Here is a 21119-nt window from a genome sequence, read left to right on the forward strand (position 1 = left end):
AGGGGCCCCGGAGTGCGGTGGGCCGCCGGGATCAGGGGGGCGGGGCCGGGGAGTCGCCTTCCGGGGCTGTGTGGTGGGTGGCGGTGGCGGTGCGGGTCGTGGAAGCCGGGTCGGCGGCGAGGTGGCGGGTGGCCGGGGAGGAGCCGTGGGCCTCGGCCCGGATGCGCTGCTTCATCGTGGGCGGAAGGGCCCGGTCACGCGGAAGGGTCCATCGGACCGAGGGAGCGATCGGGGTTGCCGCAGTGGCACCCGTGTGCTCGTGGGTCGTGGTGCCCGGCTGCGCGGCGGCGTTCGTGGCGTTCGCGGTGCCCGCCGCGGCGGTGGCGAGGCCCAGCGACGCCAGGAGGGCGAAGAAGGCGGTGATGAAGGCGGTCCAGAGGTTCTTGGGCTTGAAGGTGCTCATGGCCCCTCGCTTTCTGACGGTCCGGTTGCTGACTTCTCCGATCATGTGGATCCCGGCCGCGATTCCGGGGAGCGACGCCCGCTCTGCGCCGATCTTCGGATTAACACCACTCGTATGGTGCAACCGGGCTGGACAGGCCCTCGCGGGCGGTCGGGAGGGGGTGGCCGGGGGGCGTTCCGGGCGCCGTGGAGGGGGTGTCACAGGGGTCCGGGCAGGTAACTGATCGGTATCGGCCGGTGTGTATAGTCGGCGACATAAGGCCCTTACGCCAAGGAAAGACGAGGTCGCGCGGTGAAGAAGCTTCTCCTGGTCGCACTGGCCGCCATCGGCGGGCTCCTCGTGTACCGCCAGATCCAGGCGGATCGCGCCGAGCAGGATCTGTGGACGGAGGCGACCGACTCCGTGCCCGCAGGTTCGGGTGTGTGAGACGACACAGTTTGTTACGGGCCCCGGTCGCTGAGCGACCGGGGCTTCGTGCTGTCCGGGGCCGGCGCCGACGCGTCGGCCCTTTTCGCTGGTGCGGGACCGTGGTGCACCACCCTTGAGTTCACTTAAGCGAATCATTAACTTGCTTAAGCGAAGAGGTCGATGGGGGGAGGGGGGAGAGAACAGGGACAAGAAGGGCAATGCGGCTGTGGCCGGAGACAGCGGCGGTGCGGGCGGGGCAGGATGGACCGGCATCGTGGCCGCTGCCGGGGCGGGCGCCCTGGTCGTCGTGGCCGGAGGGTTCCTCCTCGTCCGCCGCCGAGGCGGCAGCAGCCGTGGCTGAGCGGTCGAGTCGCCGAGCGGCTGAGCGGCGGAGGGGTACCGGTGGGTGAGGACGACGAGGGGAAGCGCGTGAACAGGCAGCGCAACAGGGGCCGGGTGACGGCCGCGGCACTCGCGGCGATGTGCGCGGCGGCGGTCCTGCCGGGGCAGGCGCACGCGGCGGGCCCCGGGATGTACGCGTTCGACCCCGACGCGAAGAACGTGCAGGGCGCGGTGACCAACGTCGAGGCGTCCACGCTGGACGAGGGCACCCCGTACCGCAGCTCGATCAAGCCCGGCGAGAAGCTCTACTACCGGGTCACGCTGGACGAGGACTCCGCCGCCTACGTCTCGGCGGTCGCGGTGCCCAGCGGCAGCGGCGCGGTCTCCTACGGCGACGGCATCACCATCAGCCTCCGGGAGACCGACGACACCCAGTGCAGCACCGGGCGGGCCAGCTTCGGCTCGGGCGCGTACGCCCGTCCCATCAGCGCGTACGCCTTCCGCACTGTCAAGGAGGGCAGCAGCACCTGCCAGGAGGGCGGCCCGTACGACGTCCTCGTCGAGCGCGAGAGCAAGGCCACCTCCAGCCCGGAGACCTGGGACCTGGAACTGCGCTTCCTCCAGGAGCCGAAGCTCAAAAGCGGTACGTCCATGCCGACGGAGGCCCCCGAGAGCTGGCCCTCCGCCTCGGCGAAGCCGCTGACCGGGAACCAGCAGAAGCGGTCCGGCGGGTCCGGGTTCTCCCAGGCCACCAGCCTGGAGAACGGCCGCTGGCAGGACAAGGTCGCCCCGGGGCAGACCCGCTTCTTCCGGGTGCCGGTGGACTGGGGCCAGCAGATCCACGCCACCGCCGCGCTCTCCAACAGCACGAGCGCCAAAAGGGACTTCGTGGGCAGCGCGCTCACCCTGTCGCTGGCCAACCCCGCCCAGGGCCCGGTCTCCGACGCCTCGCTCTCGTACTCCGGAGGACCCGCGTCCGCCTCCCTGCGGCCGCTGCCGCTGGTGGCGTACCGCAACAGGTTCGACTCGTCGTCCCAGGTCAACGCCATGCGTTTCGCGGGCTGGTACTACCTGTCGGTCTCCCTCAGCCCGAAGCTGAAGGAGTCCTACGGCGCCGAGCCGATCCCGTTCGAGCTGTCGGTCCAGGTGAAGAACAAGGCCGGGGACTCCCCGTACGAGGGTGACGCCGGGGTCTTCGGCGTCACCGACCAGGACCGGGAAGTGGCCCGGAAGGGGCAGAACGCCGAACAGGCCGCGAAGAGCGGCCCGATGACCGTGGTCGCGGCGGCCGGGATCGGCACGGGGTCGGTGCTGGTGCTCGGTCTGGGCGTCTGGACGCTGCTGGCCCGCCGCCGTGCGACGGCCGCTGCCCCGGTTGGCGGTCAACCGGCCGCCGGTCACCCGGCCGGTGGGGGTCACCAGCCGCCGCAGGGCTGGTAGCCGTCAGACCTGGGTGAGGGCCCAGAACCCGACCGCGAAGCAGATCAGCGCCACCACCAGCACCGGGACGGCCACCTTCAGGGGCGGTCCCGGGCGCGTTCGCCGTACGGGCGGGTGGGGCGCGGCGTGCTGCACCGGCGGGGCCGGCACGGGCGGGAACCGCTGGTGCTGCTGGGCGGTGTAGGGGCGGGTGGCGGAGGGATCGTGCGGTACGCCGGAGGTCGGCGCCTGGGAGGGGTCCGGCGCGCCGACGGCGTACGCGGGAGGTACGTCCCCGGCGAACGGCGCGGCCGGCGGCTGCTGGTACCCGGACTGCTGGAATTCCGGCTGCGGGTAGGGCTGTTGCTGCGGAGGCGCGGGCGGGGGTGCGAGGTGGAAGCTGCCCGTCTCGGACATGGAGGACGGGGGCGGGGTGGGGGCCTGCTGTCCGGACGGCTGCTGTCCGGAAGCGAGTTGGGGGGCCTCCTGCTGGGCGGCTCCGGCGACCGGGCTCGGTGTGGCCGCGGGGCTCGGTGCGTCCGCGGGGCTCGGTGCGGGCGTCGGCGGCTGCTGCGGGGCGGTGACGGGGCCATCGGGGCCGAATCCCTTGGGCAGTGGCCCGATCTGGTCGAACACTTCCACCGGTTCGTCGTCCGGGCCGGTCTCGGGCAGCATCTCGACCGCCGCGGTCAGGGCCTTGCGCGCGCCCGTGGCGGTACGGAAGCGGGCGTGCGGGTCGGGCTGGAGCAGACCGGCGAGAACCTGCCACAGCGGCTCGGGAATGCCCTCGGGGGCGCCCGGGGTGCCGTGCGCGGCGAAGTGCTCCACCAGCGCCTGGGCGTCGGGCTTCTGGCCCTGGAGGAGGTAGAGCGCGACCAGGCCGACCGCGAACAGGTCGGCGGGGAAGTCGGGTTCGGCGCCCATCATCTGCTCGGGGGCGAAGTAACCGGGCGTACCGACCACGTAGTTGGTCTCGGTCAGCCGGGGCTCGCCCTTGCGCATCGAGATGCCGAAGTCGGAGAGGCGCAGATGCGGGCGGCCCGAACCGGTCGCCTCCATCAGGATGTTGGCGGGTTTGATGTCGCGGTGCACCACCCCTTCGGCGTGCACCGTGGAGAGGCCGGAGAGCAGCTGGTCCAGCAGCAGGCAGACGAAGCGCGGGGGCAACGGGCCGTAGTCGCCGATGACATGGGCGAGCGAGCCGCCGCTCACCAGGTCCATGGTGAACAGGACCTTGTCGTCGTCGGCGGCCCAGCTGGCCGGGGCCAGTACATGCGGGTGCTCGATGCGCAGCGCCTGCTCGCGGACGAAGCGCAGCAGGGTGTGCGCGTCGCTCTGCTGGAGCACCTTGGCCGCGACGTACCGGCGGCGGCGGTGGTCCCAGGCCCGCCAGACGGCGCCGACCCCGCCGCGTCCGATCGGATCGATCAGCTCGTACCGACCGGCGAAGACCTCACCCATTGCGCTGCGCCCGCTCCCCGTTCGTGTGGTGCCGCGGCTCGTGCGGGGACCAGGGGCCCCGGCTGTGTGCGAGGCCCTGGTTCCGTCGTCCTGCGGCTGTGCCGTTCGTGATCCCGATGTGGCTAGCTCTGGTGTCCCTCGTAGTGCGCGACCGCGTCCGCGGTGCGTCCCGCGCCGTACACCTTGAGGAACTCTGCCAGCTCCGGGTGGGTCGGGGCGAGGGCGTCCGCGGCATCGATGATGTCGCCGGCCGCCGCGACCGACCGCAGCAGGGACTGGATCTCGCGCACCACGCGGCGGACGGTGGGAGCGCCGCCGGTGGAGGTGGTCTGGCCGGTGGCGGTGAGGACCGAGCCTCCTTGCGACTTCTTGATCTCCTCCATGCGGTCGGTGGCCTCGCCCGCGCTGACGCTGCCGTCGGCCACCTGGCCCGCGAGCTCCTGGAGGGCCTGGACGCGCTGGACCACCGCGGGGTTGCCGATCTTGGCCCGCTGGCCGCTCATGAGCTGCGAGAGCATCGGGGCGGAGAGCCCGAGAACGGCGGCCAGCCGGGCCTGGTTCAGACCGAGGTCATCGATCAGCCGACGGAAGAGCGCCCCCAACGGCTCTCCGTACCAACTGCGTTGAAGCTCTCTGGCTCTTGCCGTCGCCTCTTGTTGCGCTGCGTCCATGGCGTCTCCCCATCGCTGCGGCTTCGCTGCTGCGAACCTTGCGAGCATCTTACGGAGCGTGGTCGTTCCCGGGGAGTCCCTATCCTTTTGGAAGAACCCGGGGGGTACCCGGTACTCTGGTCCCCGACGGTGACCCGGGGCCTTAGCTCAGTTGGTAGAGCGCTGCCTTTGCAAGGCAGATGTCAGGAGTTCGAATCTCCTAGGCTCCACATCCGAAAAGCCCCTCTTGCCTGCGGAAACGCAGGTCAGAGGGGCTTTTTGCGCTTGTGCGGCACCGTCCCGGGGCACCGCCTCGTCACCGTCGGCCGCCGCGCGAGCCGGTGGCCTGGCTCCAGCGGGAGTCCAGGTGCCCTCCAGAGAGTCCGGTGACGCTGTCCGGCGTGGCCGGGATCCGCCCGGCGCTGTGAACGTGCGATGTGACGGCGGTGAGGGGCAATGGCTGTGGGGCCTGAGGCATTCCGCGAGTTCTTCGGATCCGTACCGACGGCCGTCGCGGTGGTGACCACGGTGGGCCCGGACGGCAGACCGCTCGGCTTCACCTGCAACGCGTTCTGCTCCGTGTCCCTGGACCCGGCGCTGCTTCTGGTCTCGGTGGACGAGGGTTCGCGCACACTGCCGGCGGTGCTCGGCTCGGAGGCCTTCGCGCTGCACCTGCTGTCCGCCGAGGGCGGCGAGAAGCTCGCACGGACCTTCGCGGGGCGCTCGGACTGGAAGTTCGACGGTGTGGCGTGGCGGCGCGGCGAGACGGTGCCGGACTGTCCGGTGCTGCTCGACGGGGTGCTCGCGCATGTCGAGTGCACCCTGGAGCGGAGCATCCTCGCCGGGGACCACCGGCTGCTCATCGGGCGTATGGAGCAGGTCCGGATGCGCGAGGAGACCCGCCCGCTGCTGTACCGGCGGGGGGCCTTCGGCGCGTGGGGCGCGGCGGTCGCGGAGACCGCCGCGCGCCCGTGAGTACCCCGTGCTCAGGCGTGGCAGGCAGGCAGTCCGCCGTGGTACTCGACCATGCGGCGGAAGAGCTCGCCCATGTCCACGCGGGAGCCGCGGGGCTCGCCCTGTTCCTCGGCATACGCCCGGAAGAGGTTGGGGACGAGCCGCTCGCCGTCCAGCCATTGTGCGTACGGGCCCAGGTCGGTACGGCGGGCCAGAGCGACCGGGTCGAGTCCTTCGGCGAGTCCCTGTTTCGCGAGGTCCTGGAGCAGACGCAGGTATCCCTCGGTCTCGTCGAACACCTTCGGCCCGCCGACCGGCCCGTGCCCGGTGACGACCACCTCGGGAGCGAGGGCGCGCAGGGTGTCCAGCGCCTCCAGCGTGCCGGCGACCGAGCCCATGGGGCAGAACGGTGTCACTCCGTTCATCACCAGGTCGCCGGTGAACAGAACCCGCTCGGCGGGCAGCCAGACCACCGTGTCGCCGCTGGTGTGCGCCGGTCCCAGGTGCAGCAGTTCGGCGGTCCTGTCGCCGATGTGGACCGTGAGCCGGTCGCGGAAGGTCAGGTCGGGCGGGACGATTTCGAGGTGGCCCCACTCCACGTCCGGCCACAGGCCCGTCAGGTGCAGGCCCGCCTCGGCCATCTCCGTACGGAGCCGCTCCTGGCCGATGATCACGGCCTCGGGGAAGACGAAGTTGCCGAAGGTGTGGTCGCCGTGGAAGTGGGTGTTGACCAGGATCCGGGGCGCGTTCGGGGCGACCTCGAGCACCGCCGTCCGCAGCGCACGGGCGCGGGCCTCGGTAGCCGTGGTGTCCACGAGGGCCGCGCGGTCGCCCGAGACGATCAGACCGGCGTTGTTCAGGCACCAGCCGCCGGGGGGCTGGAGGTAGGCGAACACGCCGTCGGCGACCTCCGCCAGCTCCGGGCCGCCGTCGACCGGTCCCCCGGCCGTGCGGCCGGTCGCTCCGGCAGTCAGTCCGCTCATATGGGCCTCCTCCTCGACATCATGGATCTGGCTCATCGTCGGCTCAGCGGCTGGAGTCCGGCTCGAACCACGTCGGCTGCCGCCTCGGACGCGCCGCGACCACGCTGACCAGTGCGCCGCCGAGCAGATGCGTCGAGGCGGTGAGGCGGCCGGTCAGCGGAGCGCCTGCCGCGTCCCGCGGGACGGGGCGGCCCGCCGGGTCCGCGGCGTCCAGGCCGAACGTGCGCGGCGGGTGGCGCAGCCCCGTGCCGAGCGCCTTGGTGTAGGCCTCCTTGAGCGTCCACAGGCGCAACAGCTCCGCGTCGCGATCGGCACCGTGCAGGCCCCGCGCGTCCAGCTCGGCGCGCTCGTGGGGCGTGCACATCCGGTGCTCGAGTACGGACATGCGGCGGCCGGGACGTTCCGCGTCCACGCCGACGCGGCCGCCGCGCAGGACCGCGACGGCCAGCAGGGGGCCGGTGTGGCTGAGGCTGAAATCCAGCTCCGGCAGGCCGGGGGCGTACGGGCGGCCCAGAGCGGTGCGGTCGAGACGGATCCGGTCGGGGGTGCGGCCGCAGAGCGCGCCGAGCGTGGTGCGGATCAGCAGCCGCGAGGCCCTGAAGCGGGCGCGCGTCCGGTCGTCGCGGAGCGCCCGGAGGCGCTCCGCGTCGTCGGGGTGATCGCCGTGCCCGTCCGCCAGCGCCGCCCATGCCTCGACGGTGCCGTGGACGAGCAGCGGCCGCCCGGCACCGGCCGGGGGCGGAATGTGCACCGGCGGGCTCAGGCCAGCTGGTCGTGGGTGACCAGACGGGAGCGGGTGCGCACGCCGTCCTCGGTCACGACCAGGACGTCGTGCACGACGCAGCTGGGGGCGATCTCGGGCTTTCCACCGGGGCGGACCGTGACGACCAGCGCGTACACCGTGGAGCGCAGCGAGCCGTCGGCCTGCGGCTCCAGCGCGATGTGGTTGAACCAGTGGCGGCGCTGGACCGGATCGCCGTCGTAGCGCTTGTGGAACTCCACCAGTTCGGCCACGATCCCGGCGCGGCCCACGGCCGGCTCGGCGGCGGGTGAGTGCTGGAAGGAGCCGTCCTCGGTGAAGGTGGCCGCGTAGTCGGAGAAGCGGCCTCCGTCGAGCGCCTGCATCTGGTGGGCGTAGAAGTGCTGGACCTGGGCGTAGACGTCGGTACGCACTGCGGTGGCGGTCACTGATTCCTCCAAGGGGCGGGGTGGTCGTCGCGTCAGGCTCGCGGAGCCGGCTCGAAGGACCCTCCACTACGGCTCGAACCCGGCGGGGAGGCCGCCGGGAGTCGCCTCAGACACGCTGGTCGGCCTCGGCGGCATGGCGGAGTGTGGCCAGGCTGTTGCGGCCGAGCGCGTCGCGGAGGTAGGCGCGGGCGTCGGAGGCGGTGGCCTCGGGACCGAGGACCTCGGTGATGCCGCTCGGGTCGATGGCGACCGTGTGGCGGGCGGTGGCCACCGGGCCCTCGGCGGTCTGGGCGAACGTCCACTCGCCGCTGTGGCCGGACAGCAGCCGAGGGGTGCGCTGCTGTTTGTACGCGATCCACTCGGGCGCGCGGCAGATCCGGACCGAGCGTGTGGTGTGCGTGGAGCCGTCCGCCGTCACGGTGTCCATCTCCAGCCACTGCACGCCCGGCTCCGGCTCGGTCAGGTCGACCCGGGCCACGTGCGGCAGCAGGTCGGCCCAGCGCTCGGCACGCTCGACGAAGGTGTACGCGCCCAGGGCCCCGCCCGATCCTCGCAGCGGGATCGTGTCGGTGAACGAGAAGACCAGGTCGTCGACGGCGTGACCGGTCCCGGTGAGTGCGGCGAGCGCGCCGAGCTCGCGGGCGCTGTTGCGGTCGAGGGCCTCCTCCACCCGGGCCACCGCGGCCGGGTCGTCGTCCGCGACGGTGAACCGATGGCGCAGGACGATCTCCGTGCCGCCGCCGGCCGGTCGCCGGAACAGCCACCCGCCGGACATCGATGTGACGGGCGGCCTGCTGTGCTCCTGACGGAACGACACGTACAGGCGGCGCGGATCGAGGACCCGGTGCGAACGCCAGTGCGCGACCTCGCCGTTCACCTCGGCCCAGATCTCGAACCTCTCGGTCCGCCCGTCCCGGGCGAGATGGCGCACGTGCACGGTCGGCTCGAACACGGCCGGCCACCGCCTCACGTCGGCGACCAGCGCGTACAGATCCTCGGCCGGTGCGGAGACGGTCAGAGTGTGCTCACTGCGATGAACGGTCGGGCGGGTGGCGGTCCGGGCCATGATGCGTACTCCTTCGGCGGTTCGGGCACAGAGCGGAAAGCCTCGGGGCACGCATCGGACGTGCGTGCCCCGAGGCCCGAGGACGGCGTGTCAGGCCGCGTCGGCCACCGTGACGTTGACGAGATCGAGAAGGCGGCGCGGAGTGAGCGTCTCGTCGATGTCGTCGTCGGAGAGCGAGACGCCGAACTCGCGCTCGATGCGCGAGGCGCTCTCCATGAGGGCGAGGGAGTCGTAGCCGAGGTCCTCGAAGGTGACGTCGAGGATGTCGCCGGAGAGGTCGATGCCGTCGTCCTCCCCCGCGCAGGCGACGAGGACGGTACGCAGAGCGTCAAGGGTCAACTGGGCCATGGCTGGTTCTCCTTGGGGGTTCAGGGGCGGTGGGAGGTGAGGACGACGGCCGAGTTGAAGCCGTGCCGACCACGGGCGAGCACCAGGGCGGTGTCCAGGGCTGCCGCACGGGGCTCCCCGGTCACGAGGTCGATGCCGTACGCGTCGGGCACCCGGTCGGTGCGGCCGCTCGCCGGGATGATCTGGTCGCGCAGGGCGAGCAGAGCGGCCGCGACGTCGGCGGGCCCGCCACCGGCGCACATGCGGCCGGTGAGCGCCTTGGGCACGGTGACCGGGACGCCGCGTGGGCCGAAGATCCGGACGAGTGCGTCGGCCTCGGCCCGGTCGAGCTCCGGGACGCCCACGCCGTCGGCGAAGACCACGGAGACGTCGGAGGGACGCAGACCGGCTTCGTCGAGCGCCAGCAGGGCGGCGCGGTCCAGGGCCGGCGGGCGGCCGGATCCGGGGGCCGGGTCGAAGGTCGCGGCATAGCCGGCGATCTCTCCGTAGATCCGTTCCGCTCCGCGTTCGTTCGCCGAGTCGGCGTCCTCGACGACGAGGACGGCGCCTCCTTCGCCGGGAACGTACCCGGAGGCGGCGGAGTCGAACGGCAGATAGGCGCGCTCCCGGTCGAGGACCGTGGAGACCAGGCCGCCGGCGAGCTGGGAGGCGAAGCCCCACGGGTCCAGCGCGGAGTCGACGCCGCCGCTGACCACCAGTCCGGTGCCGCGGCGGACCGTGCGCCGCGCGTGCCCGATCGCGTCGAGTCCGCCGGCCTGTTCGCCGACCAGCGCGGCGCTGGGGCCGCGCATCGAGTTACGGATGGAGATCTGTCCGGTGTTGACGGCGTAGAACCACGCGAACGACTCGTACACGCTGACGTATTCGGGTCCCTGGCTCCACAGCTTGTGGAACTCGCGGTGGGTGAAGTCGAAGCCGCCCTGCGCGGTCGAGGTGACGACGCCCAGGTCGTAGTCGTCGAAACCGGAGTCGGGGCCGACGCCGGCTTCGGACAGCGCCCAGTCGGCGGCGGCGAGGGCGTACCGGGTGGAGACGTCGGTCTGGGGCAGGAGGCGGCCCGGCAGGTGTTCGGCGGCGTCGAAGTCGGTGATCTGTCCGGCCAGCCGGGACGGGTAGCGGGTGGCGTCGAAGCGCGTCAGCTCGGCGATCGCGTTCTCGCCGGTCAGCAGCGCCTTCCAGTAGCGCTCGGTGCCGAGGCCCCCGGGTGCGACGACGCTGATGCCGGTGACGACGACACGTTTCGTGGGGCGGGTGCTCACGCGGCCACCTCCGGGCGGTGCAGGACCATGGCGCTCTGGAAACCGCCGAATCCGCTTCCCACGGTGAGCACCGTGTCGACACGCTGCTCGCGCGCGGTCAGCGGGACGTAGTCCAGGTCGCATTCGGGGTCGGGAGTGTGCAGGTTCGCCGTCGGCGGTACGACGTTGTGCGCGATGGCCAGAACCGACGCGGCGATCTCGATGGAACCGATCGCGCCGAGCGAGTGGCCCACCATCGACTTGATGGAGCTGACCGGCACGGCGTAGGCGTGCTCGCCGAGGCTGCGCTTGAACGCGGCTGTCTCGTGGCGGTCGTTCTGCCGGGTGCCGGAGCCGTGCGCGTTGACGTAGTCGATGGTGGTGCGGTCCAGGCGGGCCTCGTCGAGTGCGGCCCGGATGGACTCGGCCATCTCGCGGCCGTCCTTCTTCAGACCGGTCATGTGGTACGCGTTGCAGCGGGTGGCGTAGCCGCCGACCTCGGCGTAGATGTGCGCGCCGCGTCGCTTGGCGGCCTCGTAGTCCTCCAGGACGAACATGGCGGCGCCCTCGGCCAGAACGAAGCCGTTGCGGGTGCCGTCGAAGGGCCTGGACGCGTGCTGCGGGTCGTCGTTGCGCGGTGTCGTCGCCTTGATGGCGTCGAAGCAGGCGACCACGATCGGTGAGACCGGGGTGTCGGCGGCGCCCGCGACCACCACATCGGCGCTGCCCTCGCGAATCAGCTGGACGGCGTAGCCGACCGAGTCCAGGCCGGAGGTGCAGCCGTCGGACACCATGGTGACCGGGCCTTCGGCTCCGGCCGCCCAGGCGACCTCGGCGGGCATGACGCCAGGGCTGAGGTAGTCGAACATGTACGGGGACAGGTGCGCCGGGTCCACCAGCCACTCCCGGCCGGCGTCCGACATGACCAGGTACTCGTTCTCCAGGCTGGTCGCCGAGGCGACGGCGCTGCCGAGGGCGACGCCGATCCGCGACGGGTCGAGTACGCCGGTGTCCAGGCCGCTGTCGGCCAGCGCGTCCCTGGTGCAGGCGACGGCGAACTGCGTGGCGCGGTCCATGCGCCGGGTCTCCCGGGGGGAGAAGCCCTCGGCGGCGGCGTCGAAGTCGACCTCGCCCGCGATCCGGGAGCGGAAGGGAGAGGCGTCGAAGACGCTGATGGGCCGGGTGGCCGTGCGGCCGGCGGTGAGCAGGTCCCAGAACTCCTTCGTCCCCGGCCCACCAGGGGCGCGCACCCCGACACCGGTGATCACTACGCGCCGGGTCATCGTCGTACTCCTGTACTGCTGGGCATCGCGTGGGGCTCCTTTCGCCCGCCGTACCTCACTGACACCCCGGCACGCTCCCCGCCTCTGCTCGAGGGCGGCTCGCGGACGGATGGGATGCGGCGGAGGCCCGGCGGCCGGCTCGGGCCGTCCGCTCGCGGAGTCGCCGGAGCGCACTCACTTCTCCTCCATCCGTCTTCCAGCCCCGCTCGAGCGCGCCTGGTGAGGCTTCTTCGCGGCACGGCAGGACGACGTCCCATCCCACCCGCCCGAAGGAGACGAGCAGTGATGACGACAGCGACGGCCACGGAGGCTTCCGCCACGGCAGCGAAGCCGGTGGCGCTGGTGACCGGCGCCACCAGCGGCATCGGTCTGGCGGTTTCCCGGCGACTGGCAGCCCTCGGCGCGCGTGTCTTCCTGTGCGCCCGTGACGAGGAACGGCTCGCCCGAACGGTGAAGGAGATGCGGGCCGAGGGCTTCGACGTCGACGGCACGGTGTGCGATGTCGCGGACCAGGCCCAGATCCGCGCCTATGTGGCCGCGGCGGTGCAGCGGTACGGCACGGTCGACATCCTGGTGAACAACGCGGGCCGCAGCGGCGGCGGCGCAACCGCCGAGATCCCGGACGAGCTCTGGCTCGACGTCATCCGGACCAACCTGACCAGTGTCTTCCTCGTGACGAAGGAAGTGCTCAACGCCGGAGGCATGTTGGCCAAGAAGCGCGGCCGGATCATCAACATCGCCTCCACCGGCGGCAAACAGGGGGTCGTGCACGCGGTGCCGTACTCCGCCTCCAAGCACGGGGTGGTCGGCCTGACCAAGGCGCTGGGCCTGGAGCTGGCCCGTACCGGCATCACCGTGAACGCGGTGTGCCCGGGCTTTGTCGAGACGCCGATGGCCGAGCGGGTGCGTGAGCACTACGCGGACATCTGGCAGGTGTCCGAGGAGGAGACCTTCGACCGCATCACCAACCGGGTCCCGCTGGGCCGGTACGTGGAGACCCGGGAGGTCGCCGCGATGGTCGAGTATCTCGTCGCGGACGACGCGGCGGCGGTCACCGCGCAGGCGCTGAACGTCTGCGGCGGACTGGGCAACTACTGATGGCCGCCGTGGACCGGGCTCCGGTCGCACTGGTCACCGGGTCCACTTCCGGTATCGGGGAGACCGTCGTCAGGCGGCTCTCCGCCGATGGATACCGCGTGGTCGTCAACTCGCGCCGCGGGGTGGAGGAGGGTGAGAAGACGGCCGCCTCGCTGCCGGACGCCCTCTACGTCCGGGCCGACGTCTCCGATGAGGCGGAGGCCCGCCGACTGGTGGACACGGCCGTCGAGCACTACGGCCGGTTGGACGTCCTGGTCAACAATGCGGGGCGGACGCGCGCCATCCCGCACGCCGACCTGGCCGCCGCCACCCCCGAGGTATGGCGGGAGATCTTCGACCTGAACGTGATCGGCACCTGGCAGACGACCGTCGCCGCGATGCCGCATCTCTCCCGGTCGGGCGGCGGCGCGGTGGTGAATGTGTCCTCGATCGCGGGCAGTCGTCCGGCCGGCAGCTCCATCCCGTACGCGGTGAGCAAGGCGGCCATCGAGCACATGACCCGGCTCCTGGCCCACACGGTGGGTCCGGAGGTACGGGTCAACGCCGTCGCTCCGGGCCTGGTCGAGACGCCGTGGACGCAGAACAGCGAGTTCTTCGAACCGATCGCCGAGTACGTGCGGCAGACCACGCCGCTGCGCCGGACGGGCCGGACCGAGGATGTCGCGGACGCCGTCGTGGGGCTCATCCGGTCCACGTACACCACCGGGCAGGTCCTGCTGGTGGACGGCGGTGCCCACCTCCTGTGACCCGGGCCCCACGCCCGCTTCCCCCCTTCGTTCTCTTTCTGTCCCGAGGAGTCGGACTGTGCAGCTCGCCGTGAACCTCGTCCACCAAGGCGCCGGCGAACTCGCCCGCGCCGCCGAACGGCTGGGGTATGCCGCTGCTCTCGCGCCGGAGGGCTACCGGTCCGACGCGGTGAGCGTCCTCGGCCTCGTGGCCGGGGTGACCGAACGCATCGCGCTCGTCTCGGGCGTGATGCAGATTCCGGGCCGTCCTCCGGCCATGGCCGCGCTGACCGCCGCAACGCTCGACTCCCTGAGCGGCGGCCGGTTCCGGCTCGGCCTCGGAGTGTCCAACCCCGATGTGTCGGCCGGCTGGTACGGCGTGCCGTTCGACCGGCCACTGGAACGGACGCGTGAGTACGTCGACATCGTGCGGCGCGCGCTCGACGGGGCTCCGGTCACGCATCGGGGCCCCCACTTCGAGGTCGGCGGGTCCGCCCCGCTGCATCTGCTGACCGAACGGCGCTCGACCGGACTTCCGGTGCTTCTCGCGGCGGTCGGTCCACGCAACCTGCGGCTCGCGGGCGAGATCGCGGACGGCTGGCTCGGCGTCTTCACCTCACCGGAGGCCGTGGCCCGGTCCGTCGCCGAGATCCGAAAGGGCCGGAGCGTCGACGATCTTGGCGGCTTCGAGGTCCTGCCCAGCCTGCCCACGGCTGTCGCGGACAGTGCGGAGGAGGCGGCGGACATGCTGCGCGGCCAGTATGTGTATCTGATGGGGATCGGCAACCCGGACCGTAATTTCTACTGCGGGATGGCGCGTTCGATGGGGTACGGGGCCGAGGTGGACGCCTTCCTGGAGCGGCTCGGCGCGGACGACCGTGCGGGCGCCGGGGCCGCACTGCCGCTCGGCTTCATCGACCGTACGGCGCTGATCGGCCCGGTCGACCGGATCGCGGACCGGATGCGCGAGTACGCCGACGCGGGAGTGACCACGCTCGGCGTCATGGTCTCCGCTGCCGCGACCGGACTGGAGGGACGGATCGCGATCGTCGAGGCGGCTGCCCGCGCCCTGGACCGCTCAGGCACCGCCGCACTCTCGGCCCCCGCCCCCTGAATCTTTCCGGTTTCACGTGAAACATCGCCGGACCGGACCCGCCGTCCCGTCGCCCGTCCGCCACGCCCCGCACCGACCGGAGAGCCCGGAGAGTATGGAGAACGCCATGACGACCCTCTTCCACGACGACTTCGCCGAAGGGCTGCGGGTACGCGATCCCCGGACCCGGCCCGACGGCCCGTGGTCGATACGGCCCGCCGGAGCGCTCCCGGTCGGGGACGGCACCGTGAGTGCCACGGCCTCCGGCCTCGTGGTCCAGCCCCCCGGCGTCGACCCCGAAACCGGGGGCCCGGCCTTCGTCGTGCCGGACGGGGAGCCGGCCGACCATCTGCGCTGGGCCGCCCTGGGGCCGGCCTGCGCCACCGGCGGAGCGACGCTCACCGTGTCGGCGACACTGTCGGCGCAGGTACGGGGGGCGGCGAAGGACGACATCCACGAGGGTGCGGGCGCGCTGATCGTGCTCGACCGGGACGCCGGGGCGGTCATGGACTTCGCTGTCACCGACGGACAGGTCTGGGCGCTGTACGGCCGGTTGGCAACACCGGACGGCACGCGTGGCGGATTCTCCTACAGCGTGCCGCTCGCCTCGCGTCGGCCTTCCGACCGCCACCACTGCTCCCTGGTCGTGGACCCGGTTGCGGGAGCCGCACGCTGGCTGCTCGACGGCGACGAGGCGTTCACCGTGGACCGGCTGGGACACGGCCTGCCCGAGCCGGCGCGTGCGGACTCGTGGACGCCGGGGCCGCTCTCCACCGTGCGGCCCGCGTTCATCACACCCGGCCTCGCGCTCATGGCGGATTTCCCGTACGGCCAAGGCGTACGGCTGACCGTCTCCGAGCTGTCCGTCACGCGGCCCGGCTCGCGAGGAGCGGCGGGCTGATGCGGATCAAGGACGCGGCCGCGTTCCGTACCTGGTTCGCCGGGCGGAGCGAGGCCCACCGCTATCGCGTGACTCCAGCCCCGCTGCACGACCTGGACGGCTGGTACACCGACCCGGAGAGCGGCGACATCCGCCACCGCAGCGGCCGGTTCTTCTCCGTCGAGGGCCTGCGGTACAGCCGTCAGGAACCGGACGCGACCTCGTGGACGCAGCCGATCATCCGGCAGCCGGAGAACGGCGTCCTCGGGGTGCTGGTCACGTGGTTCGACGGGGTTCCCCATCTGCTGATGCAGGCCAAGATGGAGCCCGGCAACATCAACACGCTCCAGCTCTCGCCGACGGTGCAGGCCACGTACAGCAACTACACGCGGGTGCACCGAGGTTCGGCGGTGCGCTACATCGACCACTTCCTCCGGCCCGGGGCCAGGGACCGGGTCCACTACGACGCCCTTCAGAGTGAGCAGGGCTCGTGGTTCCTGGGCAAGCGCAACCGCAACATGGTGGTGGAGACGACCGGGGACATCCCGGTCCACGATGACTTCTGCTGGGTGCCGCGCCCGGTGATGGCGGAGCTGCTGCGGATCGACAACCTCGTCAACATGGACTCGCGCACCGTACTGGCAGGTCTGCCGGACGGGCCCGGCGGAAAACCCGTGCCGGGGCGCGCGGCGGAGAAGCCGCTGCACGACACGGCCGCGCTGCTGCACTGGTTCACCGGAGCCAAGGTGCGCCATCGCCCCGAGCGCACGACGATCCCGTTGAACCGGGTCGGCGGCTGGCGTCGCGATGACGGGCGCGGTGAGATCGTGCACGCGTCGGGCCGGTACTTCCGGGTCATCGGCGTCGATGTCGAGGCCGACAGCCGTGAGGTGACCTCCTGGTCGCAGCCGATGCTGGCGCCGGTCGGCCGCGGAGTCATCGCCTTCATCAGCAAGGAGATCCACGGGCAGCGGCATCTGCTGGTGCAGGCACGGGCCGAAGCGGGAACCTTCGACGCCGTCGAGCTGGGACCCACCGTGCAGTGCAACCCGGGCAACCTGGCCGCCGACGCGCCCCGTCCTCCGTATCTGGAGACCGTCCTGACCGCACGGCCCGAACAGATCCTCTTCGACACCGTCCACTCCGAGGAAGGCGGACGGTTCTACCACGCGGAGAACCGCTACCTCGTCCTGGACGCGGACGAGGTTTCCCTCGACGTACCGGAGGACTACACCTGGATGACGGTACGACAGCTCACCCGCGCCGGCCGGATCGGCAACCTCGTCGACGTGGAGGCCCGCACTCTGCTGGCGAGCGTCCGCACTCTGCCCGGCCACGGAGCAGCCCGATGACCCGGGCGCCCCAGCACCCGGGGAACGCGCCCCGCGCTCTGCCGCCGAAGCCGCTGCGGATCGGGGTCGCGGGCTGTGCGGACATCGCGCTGCGCCGGATGCTGCCCGCCTTCGCCGCTTCTCCGCACACCGAACCGACGGTGATCGCCAGCCGCAGCGCCGACAAGGCCCGGTCCGCCGCGGGGGATTACGGCTGCGAGGGCGTCGAAGGATACGACGCACTGCTCGAACGCCCTGACGTGGACGCGGTGTACGTGCCGCTGCCGGTGGCCCTGCACGCGCGGTGGACCGAGCGCGCGCTGCGCGCCGGCAAGCACGTACTCGCCGAGAAGCCGTTGACCGCACGGGCCGCCGACACCGCGCGGTTGCTGGGTCTCGCTCGCGAGCGGGGCCTCGTCCTGGCGGAGAACTACCTGTTCGTCCACCACAGCGCGTACACGGCCGTGCGGGAACTGGTGGCATCCGGTGCGATCGGTGAACCCCGGTCGCTCAGTGCCTCGTTCACCATCCCGCCGCGTCCCGTGGACGACATCCGCTACCGCGCCGACCTCGACGGCGGAGCTCTCCTCGACATCGGCGTCTATCCGCTGCGGCTGGCCTCCATGCTGCTCGGCGCGGGGCTGCGGGTGAACGGCGCCGTACTGCGCCACGACGTCGCGCACGGTGTCGACCTCGGCGGCAGCGCACTGCTCGACGATCCCGCCACCGGCGTGAGCGCGCAGCTGGTGTTCGGAATGGAGCACGCCTACACGGCGAGCTGGCGGCTTCTCGGCAGTACGGGCAGCCTTTCTCTCGGCCGGGCGTACTCGCCGCCCGCCGGACACCGCCCGGTCCTGCGGATCGACGGCGCCGACGGCTTCGAGGAGCGGGTCCTGCCCGCGCACGACCAGGCGGCCGCCGCTGTCGAGGCCTTCGCCGACGCCGTGCACGCCGCCGGCCGGGGAGAGGCGGTCGACACCGCACCGGTGCTCCGCCAGGCCGAGTTGGTCGACGCCGTCCGCCGGGCGGCCCGCCTCGTGAAGATCTGAGAGGCGCGGAGGATGGACATCCGAGAACTGCCGGAGGTACCGGGCGCCCATGTGATCGTCCCGCGTACCTGGCCCGATCCGCGCGGCACGTTCTTCGAGTCGCTCCGCACCGACCTGATGGGCGAGGTCCTCGGCAGGCCCTTCGAGGTCCGGCAGATCAACTACTCGACCTCACGCCGCAACACGCTGCGCGGTGTCCACGGCGTGCTGATACCGCCCGGCCAGGCGAAGTACGTCACCTGTGTGCGCGGGGCCCTGCGCGACATGGTGGTGGACCTGAGGGTCGGCTCGCCGACCTTCGGAAACAGCGCGAGCACTCTGCTCACTCCGGAGAACGGTGTGGCGGTCCATATCTCCGAGGGCCTCGGCCACGGCTTCCTCGCCCTCACCGACGACACCTGCATCTCCTACGCCCTGTCCACCGGACATGTGCCCGGCACCCAGTTCGAGATCGACCCGCTCGACCCCGAACTGGCGCTGCCGTGGGGCTTCGAAGAACCGCCCCTGCTGTCCGCGAAGGACGCCGGTGCGCCATCGCTGCGTACGGCACTCGAACGGGACATCCTTCCTCACTGGCCGGGTCCCGAACTCCACCACGGGAAACGGAGACACCCATGAAGCTGCTGTTCGTCGCCCCGGTCGTCGGCACCCACGGCGAGGTCACGACCGGCTTGGACCTGGCCGGACAGCTCGCCCCCGCCGGGATCACCGCCCACTTCGTCGTGGACACCCACAACGCGCCGCAGATCCGGGCCGCGGGTGTGCCCGGCACCGTGATCGACACGGCGATGGGCGCCGGCGTCCGCAAGGTGATCGAGGACGCCGTACGGGCCGAGCGGCCGGACGTGATCGTGCTCAGCGACTACCTCTCGTACTGGCTGATGATGCACCGCGTCTACCGCACCGACCCCTGGTTCGTGGAACGGCTGAACGTCCCGGTGATCCCGCTCGACCTCTACGAGTGGGAGAACACCGACTTCCGTATCGATCACTTCGGTCTCGACCTGGAGGTGGACCGAAGGATCCTCGGCATGCCCGTACAGCTGCGGCCCGCCCCCTGGGCGCGTCCCGACCCGGGCCCCGGAAGCCGTGCACTGACCTACCCCTTCATGCGTCCGCTGCCCAGGCCCACCGACGAGGCGCGCCGCGCCGTGCGGAGCGCGCTCGGTCTGCGCGAGGGGGACCGGCTCCTGTCGCTGTCCGTCTCCGGCTGGCAGCGGTACGCCCAGACGGTGGAGAACCCGGTGACACGCGGACTCGCCCGGCAGGTGCCGGAGCGGGTCGCGGCGATGCTGCGCCGGCTGTCCTCCACCACCCGCTTCCTCGTCATCGGCCCGGACCTGGAGGGCCTGGAAGGGCTGCCGGCCGAGCGCACCCACCGGGTGCCGGCCTGCGCACCCGACCGCTACCAGGAGCTCCTCGACGCCTCGGACGCCGTGCTGTCCCTGCACGTACCCGCATCGGCGCTGGTCCGTTCGGTCTTCTCGGACCTGCCCGCGGTGCACATCGTCCACAGCGGGCCGGACACCGGAGCGGCGCACGCCGAAGGCCCGGGAGGTCTGGAGCCGTACAGCATGTGGCCGCTGCGCTGGAACTCCGTCGTCCGCCCGCTGCTCTCGGACAACCCGCTGGCCGCGGCCTTCCGCCGTGCCGAGCTCCTCGACACCGAAGGCACGGTGGAGATGCTCGACGCCGTCCTCAACGATCCGTGGACGCGCGCCGGGCTGTCCGAGGCCCGCGGCCGCTACCTGGCGGCGCTCGACGCCCTGCCGCCTGTGCCGGAGATCTTCGCGGAGGCGGTCCACCGGGCGAGTTGAGTCCGGGTGGCCGAACGCTCAGTGTCCTGACCCGGCGAACTCCCGTATGCTTCCGGCCACATGGTCGATCATCTCGTCGGTCAGGCTCGGGTGGACGCCCACCCACAAGGTGTGCTCCGTGATGATGTCGGAGTTCGTCAGCTCGCCCACCACGCGGTAGTCGCGGCCCTGGTAGGCGGGATGCCTGGTCAGGTTGCCGCCGAACAGCCGCCTGGTGCCGATCTTCCGGGAGCCCAGGAAATCCTCCAGGCCCCGCCGTGTGAACGGCGCTTCGGGTGTGACGGTGAGCGCGAAGCCGAACCAGCTCGGGTCGCTGTGCTCCGTCGCCCGGGGCAGCAGCAGACCGGGAACGCCCGCCAGACCGTCGTGCATCCGCTGCCAGTTGGCCCGCCTGGCCTTGCCGAAGGAATCCAGGCGCGACAGCTGGCTGACGCCCAGCGCGGCCTGGATGTCGGTCGCCTTCAGGTTGTAGCCGAGGTGGGTGAAGATGTACTTGTGGTCGTAGCCGTGCGGCAGCGTCCCGAGCTGGTAGTCGAATCGCTTGAAGCAGGTGTTGTCCTTGCCCGGCTCGCACCAGCAGTCCCGGCCCCAGTCCCGTAGCTGCTCCACGATCCGCGCGAGCGCCGGACTGCGGGTGAGCACACAGCCGCCCTCGCCCGTCGTGATGTGGTGCGCCGGATAGAAGCTGGTGGTGGCCAGGTCGCCGAACGTGCCGGTCAGCCTGCCCCGGTGGTACGAACCGACGGCGTCGCAGTTGTCCTCGATGAGATACAGGCCGTGCTCCGCCGCGATGGCGGCGACATCCGCCACCGGGTACGGGTTGCCCAGCGCGTGCGCGATCATGATCGCTTTCGTGCGCGGGCCGACCGCGGCGAGGACCCGCTCGGCCGTCGTGTTGTACGTACCGAGCTCGACGTCGACGAAGACAGGAATCAGTCCGTTCTGGATGATCGGGTTGACGGTCGTCGGGAACCCGGCCGCCACCGTGATCACCTCGTCCCCGGTGCGCAGCTTGTCCTTGCCCAGCGTGTGGGAGGTCAGCGAGGTCAGGGCGAGCAGGTTCGCCGAGGAACCCGAGTTGGTCATGTGCGCCTTGCGCAGCCCGAAGTAGCGGGCGAAATCGCGCTCGAAGCGCTGTGTGCTGGGCCCGGCGGCGATCCGCAGGCCGAGCGCCGCCTCGACGAGCGCGACCCGGTCGCTCGCGTCCAGCGCCGCGCCCGAGGGCTGTACCGGGGTCACGCCCGGGACGAACTCCTTTTCCTCCCTCGCCCGGTGGTACTCGCGCACCCTCTCCAGAATGTGCTCCGTCTCCGCATCCATCGGGATCGTTGCCTTTCGCCGGACCGACAGGGGCTGGGGGCGCGCACGTGCCGCCTCGAGCTC

23 protein-coding genes and 1 tRNA gene are annotated in these 21119 nt (G+C 71.7%); 13 read left to right on the top strand and 11 right to left on the bottom strand.

Going from position 1 to position 21119, the window contains the following annotated elements:
- Positions 1–31 precede the first annotated feature (31 nt).
- Complete coding sequence (locus A3Q37_RS11920; protein WP_065482164.1) at positions 32–403, bottom strand: DUF6344 domain-containing protein; 372 nt, start codon at positions 401–403, stop codon at positions 32–34.
- A 291-nt stretch (positions 404–694) separates the two neighbouring features.
- Here A3Q37_RS11920 and A3Q37_RS35595 point away from each other — a divergent pair, with 291 nt between their 5' ends.
- From A3Q37_RS35595 to A3Q37_RS11925, 3 genes are all read left to right on the top strand, one after another.
- Positions 695–829, top strand: coding sequence for a DLW-39 family protein (locus tag A3Q37_RS35595; protein WP_003958712.1), 135 nt, complete (start codon positions 695–697; stop codon positions 827–829).
- Positions 830–1037: 208 nt separating this feature from the next.
- The gene (locus A3Q37_RS37745; RefSeq protein WP_255311786.1) at positions 1038–1172 is read left to right on the top strand and encodes a hypothetical protein; all 135 of its coding nucleotides are present in this window, start codon (positions 1038–1040) and stop codon (positions 1170–1172) included.
- 68 nt (positions 1173–1240) lie between these two features.
- Positions 1241–2593 carry a hypothetical protein gene (locus tag A3Q37_RS11925; RefSeq protein WP_065482568.1) on the top strand — a complete coding sequence of 451 codons (1353 nt, stop codon included), beginning with the start codon at positions 1241–1243 and terminating at the stop codon, positions 2591–2593.
- Between the two features lie 3 nt (positions 2594–2596).
- On the opposite strand, the gene A3Q37_RS11930 is transcribed toward A3Q37_RS11925, so the two are convergent.
- On the bottom strand, positions 2597–4033 hold the full coding sequence (locus A3Q37_RS11930) for a serine/threonine-protein kinase (RefSeq protein ID WP_065482167.1): 1437 nt from the start codon (positions 4031–4033) through the stop codon (positions 2597–2599).
- Between the two features lie 122 nt (positions 4034–4155).
- On the bottom strand, positions 4156–4704 hold the full coding sequence (locus A3Q37_RS11935; RefSeq protein ID WP_065482169.1) for a DNA-binding protein: 549 nt from the start codon (positions 4702–4704) through the stop codon (positions 4156–4158).
- Between the two features lie 136 nt (positions 4705–4840).
- Here A3Q37_RS11935 and A3Q37_RS11940 point away from each other — a divergent pair.
- Positions 4841–4913: transfer RNA gene (locus A3Q37_RS11940), tRNA-Ala, on the top strand.
- 226 nt (positions 4914–5139) lie between these two features.
- Complete coding sequence (locus A3Q37_RS11945; RefSeq protein WP_065482172.1) at positions 5140–5658, top strand: flavin reductase family protein; 519 nt, start codon at positions 5140–5142, stop codon at positions 5656–5658.
- 11 nt (positions 5659–5669) lie between these two features.
- Here the strand turns inward: A3Q37_RS11945 and A3Q37_RS11950 are convergent, their stop codons facing one another.
- The 7 genes from A3Q37_RS11950 to A3Q37_RS11980 all read right to left on the bottom strand — a co-directional run bounded on the left by A3Q37_RS11950 (position 5670) and on the right by A3Q37_RS11980 (position 11743).
- Complete coding sequence (locus A3Q37_RS11950) at positions 5670–6620, bottom strand: MBL fold metallo-hydrolase (protein WP_065482175.1); 951 nt, start codon at positions 6618–6620, stop codon at positions 5670–5672.
- A gap of 43 nt (positions 6621–6663) precedes the next feature.
- Complete coding sequence (locus A3Q37_RS11955; protein ID WP_079137757.1) at positions 6664–7371, bottom strand: 4'-phosphopantetheinyl transferase superfamily protein; 708 nt, start codon at positions 7369–7371, stop codon at positions 6664–6666.
- Between the two features lie 8 nt (positions 7372–7379).
- Positions 7380–7808: a nuclear transport factor 2 family protein gene (locus tag A3Q37_RS11960; RefSeq protein ID WP_065482178.1), complete on the bottom strand. Its 429-nt coding sequence runs from the start codon at positions 7806–7808 to the stop codon at positions 7380–7382.
- 106 nt (positions 7809–7914) lie between these two features.
- The gene (locus tag A3Q37_RS11965) at positions 7915–8874 is read right to left on the bottom strand and encodes an aromatase/cyclase (RefSeq protein ID WP_065482181.1); all 960 of its coding nucleotides are present in this window, start codon (positions 8872–8874) and stop codon (positions 7915–7917) included.
- Between the two features lie 90 nt (positions 8875–8964).
- Complete coding sequence (locus A3Q37_RS11970; RefSeq protein WP_065482184.1) at positions 8965–9222, bottom strand: acyl carrier protein; 258 nt, start codon at positions 9220–9222, stop codon at positions 8965–8967.
- Positions 9223–9242: 20 nt separating this feature from the next.
- On the bottom strand, positions 9243–10481 hold the full coding sequence (locus tag A3Q37_RS11975) for a ketosynthase chain-length factor (protein WP_065482186.1): 1239 nt from the start codon (positions 10479–10481) through the stop codon (positions 9243–9245).
- Positions 10478–11743 carry a beta-ketoacyl synthase gene (locus A3Q37_RS11980; protein ID WP_065482189.1) on the bottom strand — a complete coding sequence of 422 codons (1266 nt, stop codon included), beginning with the start codon at positions 11741–11743 and terminating at the stop codon, positions 10478–10480. Before A3Q37_RS11980 ends, A3Q37_RS11975 begins: the two co-directional genes overlap by 4 nt.
- A 285-nt stretch (positions 11744–12028) precedes the next feature.
- Between A3Q37_RS11980 and A3Q37_RS11985 the strand changes: the two genes are divergently transcribed.
- The 8 genes from A3Q37_RS11985 to A3Q37_RS12020 all read left to right on the top strand — a co-directional run bounded on the left by A3Q37_RS11985 (position 12029) and on the right by A3Q37_RS12020 (position 19736).
- Positions 12029–12841: an SDR family NAD(P)-dependent oxidoreductase gene (locus A3Q37_RS11985; protein ID WP_065482192.1), complete on the top strand. Its 813-nt coding sequence runs from the start codon at positions 12029–12031 to the stop codon at positions 12839–12841.
- Positions 12841–13587: an SDR family NAD(P)-dependent oxidoreductase gene (locus A3Q37_RS11990; protein WP_065482195.1), complete on the top strand. Its 747-nt coding sequence runs from the start codon at positions 12841–12843 to the stop codon at positions 13585–13587. The genes A3Q37_RS11985 and A3Q37_RS11990 overlap by 1 nt, the downstream gene beginning before the upstream one ends.
- A 58-nt stretch (positions 13588–13645) precedes the next feature.
- A complete protein-coding gene (locus A3Q37_RS11995) occupies positions 13646–14680 on the top strand; it encodes an LLM class flavin-dependent oxidoreductase (RefSeq protein ID WP_065482198.1) in 1035 nt (344 codons plus the stop codon).
- A 106-nt stretch (positions 14681–14786) separates the two neighbouring features.
- Positions 14787–15560: a DUF6081 family protein gene (locus A3Q37_RS12000; RefSeq protein WP_141693561.1), complete on the top strand. Its 774-nt coding sequence runs from the start codon at positions 14787–14789 to the stop codon at positions 15558–15560.
- Entirely contained in the window at positions 15560–16891 is a 1332-nt protein-coding gene (locus A3Q37_RS12005; protein WP_065482205.1) for an NDP-hexose 2,3-dehydratase family protein, read from the top strand. The genes A3Q37_RS12000 and A3Q37_RS12005 overlap by 1 nt, the downstream gene beginning before the upstream one ends.
- On the top strand, positions 16888–17919 hold the full coding sequence (locus A3Q37_RS12010) for a Gfo/Idh/MocA family protein (protein WP_065482208.1): 1032 nt from the start codon (positions 16888–16890) through the stop codon (positions 17917–17919). Before A3Q37_RS12005 ends, A3Q37_RS12010 begins: the two co-directional genes overlap by 4 nt.
- A 12-nt stretch (positions 17920–17931) precedes the next feature.
- On the top strand, positions 17932–18537 hold the full coding sequence (locus A3Q37_RS12015) for a dTDP-4-dehydrorhamnose 3,5-epimerase family protein (protein ID WP_065482211.1): 606 nt from the start codon (positions 17932–17934) through the stop codon (positions 18535–18537).
- Complete coding sequence (locus tag A3Q37_RS12020) at positions 18534–19736, top strand: DUF6365 family protein (protein ID WP_065482214.1); 1203 nt, start codon at positions 18534–18536, stop codon at positions 19734–19736. Before A3Q37_RS12015 ends, A3Q37_RS12020 begins: the two co-directional genes overlap by 4 nt.
- 18 nt (positions 19737–19754) lie before the next feature.
- Here A3Q37_RS12020 and rfbH read toward each other — a convergent pair whose 3' ends face one another.
- Positions 19755–21056 (bottom strand): lipopolysaccharide biosynthesis protein RfbH, encoded by a 1302-nt coding sequence (rfbH, locus tag A3Q37_RS12025; protein ID WP_065482217.1) that lies wholly within the window; start codon positions 21054–21056, stop codon positions 19755–19757.
- Between the last annotated feature and the right edge of the window lie 63 nt (positions 21057–21119).

The organism is Streptomyces sp. PTY087I2, assembly GCF_001687325.1.
Lineage (GTDB): Bacteria > Actinomycetota > Actinomycetes > Streptomycetales > Streptomycetaceae > Streptomyces.